This window comes from Pseudomonas spartinae, assembly GCF_965197125.1.
In the GTDB taxonomy this organism is placed as follows: Bacteria; Pseudomonadota; Gammaproteobacteria; order Pseudomonadales; family Pseudomonadaceae; genus Aquipseudomonas; species Aquipseudomonas composti_A.
Window position 1 is genome coordinate 45,313 of the sequence record NZ_CBDAMB010000017.1, and the last position, 13,403, is coordinate 58,715.

At 63.9% G+C, this 13,403-nt stretch carries 11 protein-coding genes; 10 read left to right on the forward strand and 1 reads right to left on the reverse strand.

Going from position 1 to position 13,403, the window contains the following annotated elements; genetic code table 11:
* The first annotated feature begins 6 nt into the window (after window positions 1–6).
* Genes ACN8M7_RS24420 through ACN8M7_RS24430 form a run of 3 tightly spaced genes read left to right on the forward strand, consistent with a single transcriptional unit; the run spans window position 7 to window position 2,462 of the window.
* Window positions 7–1,032 (forward strand): aminoglycoside phosphotransferase family protein, encoded by a 1,026-nt coding sequence (locus tag ACN8M7_RS24420; RefSeq protein ID WP_490262460.1) that lies wholly within the window; start codon window positions 7–9, stop codon window positions 1,030–1,032.
* A complete protein-coding gene (murU, locus tag ACN8M7_RS24425) occupies window positions 1,029–1,700 on the forward strand; it encodes an N-acetylmuramate alpha-1-phosphate uridylyltransferase MurU (protein ID WP_490262461.1) in 672 nt (223 codons plus the stop codon). The genes ACN8M7_RS24420 and murU overlap by 4 nt, the downstream gene beginning before the upstream one ends.
* Complete coding sequence (locus ACN8M7_RS24430) at window positions 1,701–2,462, forward strand: DnaJ domain-containing protein (RefSeq protein WP_490262462.1); 762 nt, start codon at window positions 1,701–1,703, stop codon at window positions 2,460–2,462.
* A 19-nt stretch (window positions 2,463–2,481) separates the two neighbouring features.
* Here the strand turns inward: ACN8M7_RS24430 and ACN8M7_RS24435 are convergent, their stop codons facing one another.
* Window positions 2,482–3,480, reverse strand: coding sequence for an alpha/beta hydrolase family protein (locus tag ACN8M7_RS24435; protein ID WP_490262463.1), 999 nt, complete (start codon window positions 3,478–3,480; stop codon window positions 2,482–2,484).
* A gap of 271 nt (window positions 3,481–3,751) precedes the next feature.
* On the opposite strand from ACN8M7_RS24435, the gene ACN8M7_RS24440 reads away from it, so the two are divergent.
* From ACN8M7_RS24440 to ACN8M7_RS24470, 7 genes are all read left to right on the forward strand, one after another.
* A complete protein-coding gene (locus ACN8M7_RS24440) occupies window positions 3,752–6,157 on the forward strand; it encodes a PAS domain-containing sensor histidine kinase (RefSeq protein WP_490262464.1) in 2,406 nt (801 codons plus the stop codon).
* Window positions 6,154–6,783 (forward strand): response regulator, encoded by a 630-nt coding sequence (locus ACN8M7_RS24445; RefSeq protein ID WP_490262465.1) that lies wholly within the window; start codon window positions 6,154–6,156, stop codon window positions 6,781–6,783. Before ACN8M7_RS24440 ends, ACN8M7_RS24445 begins: the two co-directional genes overlap by 4 nt.
* Before the next feature lie 341 nt (window positions 6,784–7,124).
* Window positions 7,125–8,222 carry an ABC transporter ATP-binding protein gene (locus ACN8M7_RS24450; protein WP_490262466.1) on the forward strand — a complete coding sequence of 366 codons (1,098 nt, stop codon included), beginning with the start codon at window positions 7,125–7,127 and terminating at the stop codon, window positions 8,220–8,222.
* Window positions 8,223–8,275: 53 nt separating this feature from the next.
* Window positions 8,276–9,307: an ABC transporter substrate-binding protein gene (locus ACN8M7_RS24455; RefSeq protein WP_490262467.1), complete on the forward strand. Its 1,032-nt coding sequence runs from the start codon at window positions 8,276–8,278 to the stop codon at window positions 9,305–9,307.
* 210 nt (window positions 9,308–9,517) lie between these two features.
* On the forward strand, window positions 9,518–10,765 hold the full coding sequence (locus ACN8M7_RS24460; protein ID WP_490262468.1) for an ABC transporter permease: 1,248 nt from the start codon (window positions 9,518–9,520) through the stop codon (window positions 10,763–10,765).
* A gap of 185 nt (window positions 10,766–10,950) precedes the next feature.
* Window positions 10,951–11,778, forward strand: a complete 828-nt coding sequence (locus tag ACN8M7_RS24465; RefSeq protein WP_061242613.1) for an ABC transporter permease — start codon at window positions 10,951–10,953, stop codon at window positions 11,776–11,778.
* A gap of 103 nt (window positions 11,779–11,881) precedes the next feature.
* Entirely contained in the window at window positions 11,882–13,252 is a 1,371-nt protein-coding gene (locus tag ACN8M7_RS24470; protein ID WP_490262469.1) for a sigma-54 interaction domain-containing protein, read from the forward strand.
* Window positions 13,253–13,403: the final 151 nt, after the last annotated feature.

A 13,403-nucleotide genomic window follows, 5' to 3' on the forward strand; every position in this document is an offset into this window, starting at 1 on the left:
CCCTTGATGTCTGAACACGATGTACGTCTGCAACAGCTGCACACCTGGCTCGCCGAGCAACTGCCCCTTCTGTTCGCCGCGCGCGACTGGGGGGCGGTGCCTGCCGCCGAGCTCACTGCGGCCAGTAGTGACGCCAGTTTTCGCCGTTATTTTCGCTGGCAGGCGGGTGCGCGCAGCCTGATTCTGATGGATGCACCTCCGCCGCAGGAAAACTGCGAGCCGTTCGTTCGTATCGCGGCCCTGCTGGCCAGTGCAGGTGTGCATGTGCCGCAGGTATTGGCTGCCGATCTGCAACAGGGCTTCCTGATTCTCGATGATCTGGGCCAGCAGACCTACCTGGACGTGATAAACGAGCGCAATGCCGATCAATTATTCGACGACGCCATCGAGGCCTTGCTGCAGCAGCAGCGCCTGCCGCTCGATGGCAAGCTGCCGCATTACGACGATGCCTTGCTGCGGCGCGAGTTGCAGCTGTTTCCCGAGTGGTATGTGCAGCGCCATCTGCAGCGTACCTTTACACCTGAACAAGAGGCCGCCTGGCAGCGCATCAGCCAGTTGCTGATCGACAGCGCTCTGGCGCAGCCCAAGGTGGTGGTGCACCGCGACTTCATGCCGCGCAACCTGATGCAGAGCACGCCTAATCCTGGGGTGCTGGATTTCCAGGACGCGGTCAACGGCCCGGTCACCTACGACATCACCTGCCTGTTCAAGGATGCGTTTCTCAGTTGGCCCGAAGCGCGAGTGCAGGATTGGCTGCAGGATTACTGGCAGCGCGCGAAAGCGTCGGCTATCCCGGTGCAGCCATCGTTCGAGGACTTTCTGCGCGCCAGCGACCTTATGGGTGTGCAGCGCCACCTCAAGGTCATCGGCATCTTCGCGCGCATCTGTCACCGCGATGGCAAGCCCAAGTACCTGGGCGACGTGCCGCGTTTCTTCGCTTATATCGAGGCCGTGCTGGCTCGCCGACCGGAGTTGGCCGAGCTGGGTGAACTGTTGGCCAGTCTGGCGATGGATGAGGGGGCGCGTGCATGAAGGCGATGATCCTCGCCGCGGGCAAGGGTGAGCGCATGCGCCCGCTGACCCTGCATACGCCGAAACCGCTGGTGAAGGCGGCCGGCGTGCCGTTGATCGAGTACCACATCCGGGCACTGGCGGTGGCGGGATTTACCGAACTGGTGATCAACCACGCCTGGCTGGGCCAGCAGATCGAGGACCATCTGGGCGACGGTTCGCGCTTTGGCGTACGGATCGTCTATTCACCCGAGGGAGAGCCGCTGGAGACCGGCGGCGGCATCTTCAAGGCGCTGCCGCTACTGGGCGCTGAGCCGTTTCTGGTGGTCAATGGCGACGTCTTCACCGACTACCCCTTCGCTGCGTTGCGCAGACCGCTCGCCGGCCTGGCTCACCTGGTGCTGGTGGATAACCCGGCGCATCACCCACAGGGCGACTTCGTCGTGACAGAGGGGCAGGTGAGTGATGCAGACGAGGCGGGGGAGCGGTTGACCTACAGCGGTCTCGCCGTACTGCATCCGCGTCTCTTTGCTGGTGCTACGCCTGGCGCGTTCAAGCTGGCGCCGCTGCTGCGTGAGGCCATGGCGGCAGGTCAGGTCAGTGGTGAGCGTTACGGCGGCTGTTGGGTCGATGTCGGTACCCACGAGCGCCTGGCCGAGGTCGAGCGTCTGTTGCAGGAGGCTCGCTAGGTGTTGTGGCCGGCCACTATGCTCGGCGCCGCGGCCGGACTCGCTCTGGCCAGCATTCCAGGCGCCTTGCTGGGCGGATTGCTCGGCCAGGTGCTGGATCGCCGACTGCGCCTGCACGGTTGGGATAACCTGCGTGAGCGTCTGGGTGGTCGTGCTGCGCCGGCGGATGACGAGCTGCTGTTTCTGATGCTGGGGCGTCTGGCCAAGAGCGACGGCCGGGTGGTGCAGAGCCATATCCAGCAGGCACGCTCGGAAATGCAGCGACTTGGGCTGGACGCCACAGCTCAGCGGCGCGCCATCGAAGCTTTTGCTCGAGGCAAGACCGGGCGTGACAATCTGCGTGCTCCTCTGCAGCGTCAGCGCGAACGCGCGGATGCCATGCTGCGAGCCTGTTGGCGCATGGCCTGGGTCGATGGGCGGGTGTCGGCCAGTGAGCATGAGCTGATTCTGCTCTGGGGCAAATGGCTCGGTTGGGACAGTGCCCGACTCGATGGCCTGGGTGACGAATACGCGCCGCGCCGCAGTCAGCAACCCACGCCTGCCGGGGGCAGTTACCAGGAGGCGCTGCGGTTGTTGGGCGTGAACGAAAGTAGTGAGCCTGAGCAGATCAAGCGTGCCTACCGGCGTCTGCTCAGTCGTCATCACCCGGACAAGCTGGCGGGTTCAGGCGCTTCACCTGAGCGCATTCGTGAGGCGACCGATATCACGCGACAACTGCATCAGGCTTATGCGCTGATTCGTCAGCGCCGGGGGATGCGCTAGCCGATCTTTTTTTGCCCTGCTAGCTGCCGGCGGCGCGTATATGCAGTTTCAGCCAGCCACGTATGCGGCGGTAGAGCTGCTCTTCCTGGACATCCAGATTGCCTGGCAGCGCCTTCATCGCCACCTGTATATAAGTGGGCAGTTTGGCCCGCTTGCTGGCCTGCAGGCGTTTCAGGGCTGCGCTGCGATCGGTGGCCTGGTCCTTGTAGAAGAAGTCGCCGGTGGCCACCGGCAGTTGCGCGACCAACTCGTCCAGCGGCGGAGCGAAGCCTGCGGGCAGTTCGGCCACCACCATCAGCAGGTTCTGCACATTCGCGGGCTTGCGTTCGTTCAGGTAGCGCGCGGCCCAGTAGGCGCCGCTGCCGTGGCCGAGCAGGACGATTTCCTTGGCCTGCTGCTGGCTGGCGAAGGCAATGGCGGCGTCGATGCGCGCCATCACACGCTCGACGTGGGCCTGACGCCGTTGCTCCGGGCTGTCCGTGGGCTGTGCGCCGTCCGCCGCAGGAGCCCTGCTATCGGCTGCGGGAGCGTTCTCGGTCGTGGCAGGTTCACCTTGCGCAGCTGCAGCTTCGGCGCTGGCATCACGCAGCGGCAGCGGGTCGCCATCGGGGTCCGGCAGCGTCAGGCTCAGACTGTGCCAGCCAGCGTCCGGTAGCTTGCGCCGCAACGGACCGACAGCCGCGGCGCCATCGGCGTTTTCCACGTCACCAGGCACCAGGATCACCGCGCCACTGGGCTCGCCAACGTTGGCCGGAAGCCACAGGGCGAGGAAGCTCTCGGTGCCGGCCTGCAGCATCTGCTGCTCGCGTTTGTCCAGGCGTTGCTCCAGTGCAAGCGCGTCGCTGACGCTTCGCTCAGGCAGCGGCGCACGTTCGTTCGATGACGGTGTGTCGGCCTCGCCAGGCGCAGTGCCCTGAGTGCCCTGAGTGTCCTGAGTGTCCTGAGTCGGCTCCTGTGCCCAACTCGTGGCGGCGCAGACCAGGCAGAAACCGAACAGTGCGAGTGAGTTGAGGCGCATCGATGAAGCTCCTTGGGGGCTGCTGCAGAGCCTAACAGGCCGTTAAAAGCGTAGGCGACTGATGGCAGAGCCGAAAGACAGCCGAACAAGCGGAGTGCACAAGCTGCGGATGAGCATTTTGCCTGGGCTCGCACGCCAGGATGTTTTTTAACGCAGTATTGCCAGCGCAGGTAGTTTTTCAACGGCCTGCCAATGCCGAGCCCCGCTTTTGTCAGGGCATTGGCACAAGACTGGAGTAAGGTAGGGGATCGCGTCAGCGGATTCACCGTGCATGAAGTCCCTTCTCCATTTCCTCTCCTTCCTGTTGGTACTGGCTACCTCCGGCGTCTGGGCCGAGAGCGCGCGCCTGCCATTGCGTCCGGCTTTCGATGCTGAGCAGCGCGCCTGGCTCAAGCAACATCCGCAGTTGCGCGTGGGCCTGATCCAGCAGGCGCCCTGGGTGCAGCGTGGGCAGAACCGGCAATTGACCGGCGCCAATGTCGAGCTGATGCAGCGTTTGCTCGAAGGCATGGGCGTCGCCGCCGACTGGCGTGTGTATCCAGACCTGGCGGCGCTGGAGCGAGCCGCCAGCGCTGGCGAGATCGACCTGGCGCCAGGCCTGCAGCAGACGCCCGCCGGCCTGCGTATCTGGCATTACTCCATGCCCTATCTGCGTGTGCCGCATCTGGTGGTTGGCGAGCGCAGTGGCAGTGGCGCGGTGGATCTCGACCAGCTGCCGCTGGAGCAGATGGTGGCGTTGCGCACACCGAGCCAGGCGGCCGAATATCTGGCGCGCACCCATAGCAACCTGCGTTTGCGCGCAACGCCTTCGGATCGCGCCGCCTTGCTGCTGGTGCTGAATCAGGAGGTCAGCTATGCGGTGCTCGATGAAGCGAGCCTCAGCCTGCTGCTGCGCGAGTCGCGCTTCTCCAACCTGAGCATCGTCGGGGATATCGGCTTGCCGCAGCTGCTGCGTCTGGCCACGCGCCGCGATCAGCCGCTGTTGTCCGGGATTATCGACCGGGCCCTGCAAGCACTGCCTGCACGCGAGCTGGAGGAGCTGCGCGACACCTGGATGCCGCTGCGTTATCCGCAATCCACCGACTTCGTCGGCTTCTGGAAGACCCTGGCACTGTTCCTCTGCCTGCTGTTACTGATCATCGGCACGGCGCTGTATCGGCAGCGCCAGCAGACCCGTCTGCTCGAGCGCGGGCTGCTTGGCGCGCGCGGCGAGCTGGATCGTCACCAGCAGGCCGCCGAGGCGCTGCGCCTGAGCCAGTTCTCCATTGACCACAGCACCGTGGGCATTCTCTGGGTCAACTGGGACAGCCACCTGCGGTATGCCAACCGCGCGGCCGAACGCATGCTCGGCTACGCCAGCGGCGAATTGGTGGACAAACCGTTGAGCCAGCTGGAGCCCGGCCTGCACATGGACCGCTGGCTCAACCTGTGGAAGCGCGTGCGTGAGCAGGATGAAGGTTCACCGAGCTTCGAGGTGGACTGTCTGCGCGCCGATGGCAGCCGCATGCCGGCTGACGTCTCGCTGAGTTTTCTGCGCTATCGCCAGGCCGAGTACCTGGTGGTGTTTCTCAGCGATGTCACCGAGCGCCGCCGCGCCCGCGCCGCGCTGGAGGAGAGCGAGGCACGCTTCAAGGGCATCGCTGGCAACGTGCCGGGTCTGGTGTTTCGTCTGGAACGTGCCGGGCCGGGTGCGGTGGTCAATTTCGCCTACATCAGCGAAGCCAGCCAGGAGATGGTCGGCTGGCCGGCCCGCGAGCTGCAGTGTGAGGATCGCGGTATCCGCAGCCTGGTGCATCCGCAGGATCTGAGCAGCTACCTCAACAGCCAGACCCTGGCGCTGCAGGGCGAGAGCGACTGGTACTGGCAGGGGCGCATCCTCACCGCCGACCAGGAGGTGCTGTGGGCCGATATCCGTACCACCGCGCGCCCGCTGGGCAATGGCCGGGTGGTCTGGGACGGGATTCTCTGGGACATCACCGAGAACAAACTGGCCGAGCTGGCCCTGGCCGATTCGCGCGGGCGTCTGCGTGAACTGTCGGCGCACCTGGAAAGCGTACGCGAGGAAGAGAAGGCGCGTATCGCCCGCGAAGTACATGACGAGTTGGGCCAGGTGCTGACCGTGCTCAAGCTGGAAACCGCCATGTGCGAGCTGGTCTGCGCCGGGCAGATTCCCGAGCTGGACGAGCGCCTGACCAGCATGAAGCGCCTGATCGCCCAGTTGTTCCAGCTGGTGCGCGATGTCGCCACGGCGCTACGCCCGCCGATTCTCGATGCCGGCATTGCCTCGGCCATCGAATGGCAGGTGCGCCGCTTCGAGGAACGCACGCAGATTCCCTGTCTGGTGGAGGTGCCGGAGCATCTGCCGCGTTTGCCCGATGCCCAGGCCATCGGCCTGTTCCGCATCCTTCAGGAGGCGCTGACCAACGTCATGCGTCACGCCGGCGCGCACAGCGTCGAGGTGCGTCTCTGGCAGGAGGGCGGCGCCCTGTGTCTGTCGGTGGCCGACGATGGCAAGGGCTTCGATCCGGCGCTGCGCAAGCCTGGGCAATCCTTCGGCCTGGTCGGCATGCAGGAGCGCATGCTCATGCTCGGTGGCCAGTTGCAGATTGACAGCCAGCCGGGCGAGGGCACTACCCTGTGCGCGCGCATAACCCTGGATGAGGAGATCGCAGCGTGATTCGGGTACTGGTGGCCGAAGACCACACCATCGTGCGGGAAGGCATCAAGCAACTGATTGGCATGGCCCGCGATCTCGAGGTGGCGGGTGAGGCCTGCAATGGCGAGCAACTGCTCGACGTGCTGCGCCGCACGCCCTGTGACGTTGTGCTGCTGGATATCTCCATGCCCGGCGTCAACGGTCTGGAAGCCATTCCGCGGATCCGTGCGCTGACCGGCGCCCCTGCGATTCTGGTGCTGTCCATGCACGACGAAGCGCAGATGGCGGCGCGCGCGCTCAAGGCCGGTGCCGCCGGCTACGCGACCAAGGACAGCGATCCGGCGCTGCTGATCACGGCGATCCGCAAGGTGGCCAGCGGCGGTCGCTACATCGACCCGGCGCTGGCCGACCGCATGGTCTTTGAGGTCGGCCTGACCGATTCGCGCCCGCCCCACGCGCAACTGTCCGAGCGCGAGTTCTCGGTGTTCGAGCGCCTGGTACGTGGCGAGGGCGTCAACGATATCGCCCTGCACCTGGCGGTGAGCAACAAGACGGTGAGTACGCACAAGGCGCGCCTGATGCAGAAGCTCGGTGCGCATTCGGTGGCCGACCTGGTGCGCTACGCCATGGAGCATCGTCTGGTCTGAGGCAGCTTGTGTAGGAGCGGCTTCAGCCGCGATGAATTGCCTGCGGGAGCTTTGCGGCTGAAGCGCAATGCCGCCCAGCTGTTCCAGCAGGGTGGATGACGCTCTTTTCATCCACCGTTGCGGTACGAGTACATCCGCATCGGTGGACATGAAAAGCGATGTCCACCCTACCCATGGGGTGTCTTCGATAACCGAGGCAATCGCTCGGAATTTGTAGGGCGAGCCCTACACAAGATTCTCCTCGCGCCTGATATCAGCTTGTCATCCCGCCCGATTTTTCACTCGTGCTTGCCGGCCTACTCTTGGCCATCGGCCTGAGACAAGAACAAGGGTGTGGTGTGATGGCAAACGATGTACTGGTGAGCTTCCGTGGCGTGCAGAAGAGCTATGACGGCGAAACGCTGATCGTCAAAGACCTCAACCTGGATATCCGCAAGGGTGAGTTTCTGACTCTGCTCGGCCCGTCCGGTTCCGGCAAGACCACCAGCCTGATGATGCTGGCCGGGTTCGAGACGCCCACCGCGGGCGAAATCCTCCTCGATGGCCGCTCGCTGAACAAACTGCCGCCGCACAAGCGCGACATCGGCATGGTGTTCCAGAACTACGCGCTGTTCCCGCACATGACCGTGGCGGAGAACCTGGCCTTCCCCTTGAGCGTGCGCGGCATGTCGCGCACCGACATCAGCGAGCGGGTCAAGCGTGCGCTGTCGATGGTGCAGCTCGACAGCTTCCGCAACCGTTATCCGGGCCAGCTCTCCGGTGGTCAGCAGCAGCGTGTGGCCTTGGCCCGTGCGCTGGTGTTCGAGCCGCAGCTGGTGCTGATGGACGAACCCCTCGGTGCGCTGGACAAGCAGTTGCGCGAGCACATGCAGATGGAGATCAAGCATCTGCACCAGAGCCTGGGCGTGACCGTGGTCTACGTGACCCACGATCAGGGCGAGGCGCTGACCATGTCCGACCGCGTGGCGGTGTTCCATCAGGGCGAGATCCAGCAGATCGCCCCGCCGCGCGAGCTTTACGAAACCCCGCACAACACCTTCGTCGCCCAGTTCATCGGCGAGAACAACCGCCTGCCTGGCGAGCTGGTCAGCCGCGATGGCGAGCAGTGCGTGGTGCGCCTGGCGCGTGGCGAGGAAATCAAGGCCACGGCGGTCAACGTCGGTGCCGTGGGCGAGCAGGTGAGCCTGTCGATTCGCCCCGAACGCATTCGCCTGAACGGTCACAGCGAGGCCTGCCCGAATCGTTTCTCCGGGCGCATCGCCGAGTTCATCTACCTGGGCGACCACGTGCGCATTCGCATGGAGGTCTGCGGCCAATCCGATTTCTACGTCAAACAACCGGTGGCCGAGCTCGACCCGGCGCTGACGGTTGGTGACCTGGTTCCGCTCGGCTGGTCTGTCGAGCATGTCCGCGCGCTGGATCCACTCCACGTCGAGTGAGCCTTTCGCGCAGTGCTTCACCTTTACCCCGTAACACAGAGGAGCTGATAAGAATGACGAAATCCCTGAAGCTCGCGGCCTTGGCCCTGGGCGTTAGTTGTGCCATGCCGGCACTGGCGGTGGATCTGACAGCGGTTTCCTTCGGCGGCGCGAACAAGGCGGCGCAGGTCAAGGCGTTCTACGAACCCTTCGAGAAGGACACCGGCAACAAGGTGATCGGCGGCGAATACAACGGTGAAATGGCCAAGGTCAAAGCCATGGTCGACACCCGCAGTGTGAGCTGGGATCTGGTCGAGGTGGAGTCGCCGGAGCTGGCCCGTGGCTGTGACGAGGGCCTGTTCGAGGAGCTCGACCCGGCGCAGTTCGGCGACGAGGCCAACTTTATCGACGGCGCCATCCAGCCGTGCGGCGTGGGCTTCTTCGTCTGGTCCACGGTGCTGGCGTACAACGCCGACAAACTGAGCACGGCACCGACCAGCTGGGCCGACTTCTGGGATGTACAGAAATTCCCGGGCAAGCGCGGTCTGCGCAAGGGCGCCAAGTACACCCTGGAATTCGCCCTGATGGCCGACGGCGTACCGGTCAAGGACGTGTACAAGGTGCTGGCCACCAAGGAAGGCCAGGATCGCGCGTTCAAGAAGCTCGACGAGCTGAAACCCAGCATCCAGTGGTGGGAAGCTGGTGCCCAGCCGCCGCAGTACCTCGCCTCCGGTGACGTGGTCATGAGCTCGGCCTACAACGGCCGTATCGCGGCAGTGCAGGCCGAGAGCAACCTGCAGGTGGTGTGGAACGGCGGCATCTACGACTTCGATTCCTGGGCCATTCCGCGTGGCGCCAAGAACGCCGAAGTGGCCAAGGCGTTCATTGCCTATGCGGTGAAGCCTGAAGCGCAGAAGACCTATTCGGAAAACATCGCCTACGGTCCGGCCAACAAGAAGGCCATCGAGCTGCTGGCGCCGGAGCGTCTGAACCTGATGCCGACCACCCCGGAAAACATCGCCAACCAGGTGGCCATCGACGTGACCTTCTGGGCTGACTACGGCGAGCAATTGGAGCAGCGTTTCAACGCCTGGGCCGCGCGTTAACAGGCTGTTGAAAAACTACCTGCGTTGCCTGGCCGTCGTTAAAAACAGCCTAAAAATGCTCATTTACAGCACGTAAACTGCGCTTTTTCGGCTGTTTTTTCCTAGGCCAGCCAGCCTCGTCTACGTTTTTCAACGGCCTGCTAAGTCGCCTATCCGGCCCCGCCTCCTGGCGGGGCCGTCTGAATTTCTTTCTTGCTTGCGGAGTTGTCCATGGCCGCCGTACTGCCTGCCAACGATTTGCCCGGGCCGAGCCTGAAGCAGCGACTGGCTCGTGCCGAGCGTTTCAATCGCCTGAAATCCAAGGCGCTGATCCTGCCGCTGTTGCTGTTCCTCCTGCTGACCTTCCTGCTGCCGATCGGCGCGCTGCTGATGCGCAGCGTCGACAACCCGGAAGTGGTTGGCAGCCTGCCGCGCACCGTCGAGGCGATTGCTGCCTGGGATGGCCGTGGCCTGCCGGATGAGGCAGCGTACCGGGCGATTGCCAGCGATATGCTCGAAGCGCGGCGTAACCAGAGTCTGGGCGATCTGTCCAAGCGCCTGAACATGGAGCTGGCGGGCTTTCGCAGCCTGGTCAGCAGCACCGCACGCAAGCTGCCGTTGCGCGAGGAGCCGACTTCCTACCAGGAAGCCTTCCTCGATATGGACGAGCGCTGGGGTGACCCCGCCTACTGGCAGGTTATCCGCCGCAATGCCTCGTCAGTGACGCCGTATTACCTGCTGGCTGCACTCGATCACCGCATCGACGATCTGGGCGAACTGGCCAAGGCCACGCCGGATCAGGCCATCTATCTGGACATTTTTGCCCGCACCTTCTGGATGAGCCTGGTGATTACCGCCATCTGTCTGGTACTGGCCTATCCGCTGGCTTATCTGCTGGCCAACCTGCCGACCCGTTCCGGCAACCTGTTGATGATTCTGGTGCTGCTGCCGTTCTGGACCTCGATTCTGGTGCGGGTTGCCGCTTGGATCGTGCTATTGCAGTCGGGAGGGCTGATCAACGGCGCGTTGATGTCGCTGGGGATCATCGAGCAGCCGCTGCAACTGGTGTTCAACCGCAGCGGCGTGTATGTGGCCATGGTGCACATCATGCTGCCGTTCATGATTCTGCCGATTTACAGCGTGATGAAGGGCATTTCACCCAGCTACATGCGTGCGGCGGTGTCGCTCGGCTGTCATCCGTTCGCCAGTTTCTGGCGGGTGTACTTCCCGCAGACCCTGGCCGGTGTTGGCGCCGGTTGCCTGTTGGTGTTCATCCTGTCGATCGGCTACTACATCACCCCGGCGCTGCTGGGCAGCCCGAACGATCAGATGATCAGCTACTTCGTCGCCTTCTACACCAACACCACCATCAACTGGGGCATGGCCACGGCCCTCGGCGGCCTGCTGCTGGCCGCGACCCTGGTGCTCTATGTGGTGTACAGCTGGCTGGTCGGCGCCAGCAAGCTGAGGCTTGGCTAAAAGCGGCCATAGAACACGCCTGCGTAGCAGGCCATCTGATGACCTTCTCCCGCTTGCGGGAGAGGGTGCCCGAAGGGCGGGAGAGGGCGGCTGTTTAGCAAACCCTCTCCCCTACGCCGGGCGCCCCCAACCCCTCTCCCGCAAGCGGGAGAGGGGAGCTAAAAACGCTCACTGGAGTAAAACCCATGCTCAGCCCCTACATGTCACCTGTCGAGCGCCTCTGGTACTACGGCCTGCGTATCTTCTGCGCCTTGGTACTGCTGTTTCTGATCCTGCCGGTGCTGGTGATCGTGCCGCTGTCGTTCAACTCCGGCACCTTTCTGGTCTACCCGCTGCAGGGCTTCTCACTGCGCTGGTACGAGGACTTCTTCATGTCCGCCGACTGGATGCGCTCGCTGAAGAACAGCCTGATCATCGCCCCGGCGGCGACGATGCTGGCTATGGGCTTCGGCACCCTGGCGGCCATCGGCCTGACCCGTGGCGAATTTCGCGGCAAGGCGCTGGTGATGAGCCTGCTGATCTCGCCGATGATCGTCCCGGTGGTGATCATCGGTGTCGCCAGCTACCTGTTCTTCGCGCCGCTGGGCCTGGGCAACAGCTACCTGTCGCTGATCCTGGTGCATGCCGTGCTCGGCGTACCCTTCGTCATCATCACCGTGTCGGCCACCCTGCAGGGCTTCAATCACAACCTGGTGCGCGCTGCCGCCAGCCTCGGTGCCTCGCCGATCACCACCTTCCGCCGCGTGACCTTGCCGCTGATCGCGCCCGGGGTGATTTCCGGCGCACTGTTCGCCTTCGCCACCTCGTTCGATGAAGTGGTGGTGACCCTGTTCCTCGCCGGCCCGGAGCAGGCCACCCTGCCACGGCAGATGTTCAGCGGCATCCGCGAGAACCTGTCGCCGACCATCGCCGCCGCCGCCACGCTGCTGATCGGCTTTTCGGTGCTGCTGCTGTTGACCCTGGAGTGGCTGCGCGGGCGTAGCGAGAAGCTGCGTACCTCGACGCCGGAATAGATCGCTGCCGCTTCATCATCAGGGCCTCGCCGGGAAACCAGCGAGGCCTTGTTCGTTTCTGGGCGTAGAATGTTCCGTTTTACCGGCGTAACAAGGCGGCCAGATGGACTTCGATGATCCCGGTTTTCGCGAGTTGATCGACGCGTTGCATGACGGCGTCTACATCACCGATGCCGACGGCATTACCCTCAAGGTCAACAGCGCCTATGAGCGCCTGACCGGGTTGCGTGCCGAGGACGTGGTCGGCCAGCACATGCAGGCGCTGGTGGAGCAGGGCGTGATCTCGCAGTCGGTGTCCTTGCGCGTGCTCAAGGAAGGCAAGGCGCTGTCGTTGATGCAGAGCGTCAGCCAGGGCAAACGCCTGTTGGTCAGCGGTACGCCGATCTTCGCTGCCGATGGCCAGGTGCGCTATGTGGTCAGCACCGTGCGCGACATGACCGAGCTGCTGCGTATGAAGCATGAACGCGACGAGCTGCAGCAGCTGAAACAGCTGCGCAACAGCACGGCCAAGCTGCATGCCGGGCAGCGTGACGATCTGCTCGATGCCTCGCCGGTTGCCGACAAGCCGGCTTCGGGGCGCGTGTTCATGCAGGCCCGGCAGGTCGCCGGCAGTGATGTGAAGGTGTTGCTGCAAGGGGAAACCGGCGTCGGCAAGACCCTGATCGCCCACTACATCCACAAGAGCAGTCCGCGTGCGGCGCAGCCGTTTCTGGCGCTGAACTGTGGGGCGCTGCCGGAGAACCTGATCGAGGCCGAGCTGTTCGGTTATGTGCCGGGGGCTTTTACCGGCGCCGGCAGCAAGGGCAAGCGTGGTTTGCTCGAACTGGCGCACCAGGGCACGGTATTTCTCGATGAAATCGGCGATCTGCCGCTGCCGCTGCAGGTCAAGCTGCTCAAGGTGATCGAGGAGAGCCGCTTCATTCCGGTCGGTGGGCTGGAGTTGAAGGAGGTGGACGTGCGCATCATTACCGCCACCCATCACGACCTGCGCAAGATGGTCGCCGAGGGCCGTTTTCGCGCCGACCTCTACTACCGGCTCAACGTCGTGCCGATCCACATTCCGGCCTTGCGCGAGCGTCCCGAGGAAATTCAGCCGCTGCTGGATTTCTACCTGGCCGAGTTCAACCAGCGCTATGGCCGGGCGCTGAGCTGGGAGCTGGAGGCGCTCGACGCCCTGACCGACTATGCCTGGCCCGGCAACATCCGCGAGTTGATCAACCTGGTCGAGCGCCTGGTGGTCACCAGCAGCGGCGAGCGCATAGAGCTGTTCGACCTGCCGGAGGAAATGCGCGTCGCTCGCGGTGATGCCGGTGGCGACGACCTGCTGCCACTGCGCAAGCAGGTGGAAAACCTCGAACGGCGTCTTATCCGCCGCGCGCTGATGCAGTACAAGACCACCCGCGAAGCGGCCAAGGTGCTTGGCCTGAGCCAGGCGACACTGGTGCAGAAGATGAAACGCTGGGAACAGGATTGATTGAAAAATGGATCAGATCAGGGTGTTCTGATTGGTTTTCTGATCAAGCGCGGCCCGCAGCGCGCTGTGACAAATCGACGCAAGCCTTCTGCCACGCCGCTTTCAGCGAGCTGGCACAGGAATGGCTATGGCAAGCCCCGAACCCGTTCAG

Excerpts from the sequence above, each read along its gene's own strand:
- ACN8M7_RS24420 (WP_490262460.1), top strand. The coding sequence starts at position 7 with ATGTCTGAACACGATGTACGTCTGCAACAGCTGCACACCTGGCTCGCC.
- murU (WP_490262461.1), top strand. The coding sequence starts at position 1,029 with ATGAAGGCGATGATCCTCGCCGCGGGCAAGGGTGAGCGCATGCGCCCG.
- ACN8M7_RS24435 (WP_490262463.1), bottom strand. The coding sequence starts at position 3,480 with ATGCGCCTCAACTCACTCGCACTGTTCGGTTTCTGCCTGGTCTGCGCC.
- ACN8M7_RS24440 (WP_490262464.1), top strand. The coding sequence starts at position 3,752 with ATGAAGTCCCTTCTCCATTTCCTCTCCTTCCTGTTGGTACTGGCTACC.
- ACN8M7_RS24450 (WP_490262466.1), top strand. The coding sequence starts at position 7,125 with ATGGCAAACGATGTACTGGTGAGCTTCCGTGGCGTGCAGAAGAGCTAT.
- ACN8M7_RS24455 (WP_490262467.1), top strand. The coding sequence starts at position 8,276 with ATGACGAAATCCCTGAAGCTCGCGGCCTTGGCCCTGGGCGTTAGTTGT.
- ACN8M7_RS24460 (WP_490262468.1), top strand. The coding sequence starts at position 9,518 with ATGGCCGCCGTACTGCCTGCCAACGATTTGCCCGGGCCGAGCCTGAAG.
- ACN8M7_RS24465 (WP_061242613.1), top strand. The coding sequence starts at position 10,951 with ATGCTCAGCCCCTACATGTCACCTGTCGAGCGCCTCTGGTACTACGGC.
- ACN8M7_RS24470 (WP_490262469.1), top strand. The coding sequence starts at position 11,882 with ATGGACTTCGATGATCCCGGTTTTCGCGAGTTGATCGACGCGTTGCAT.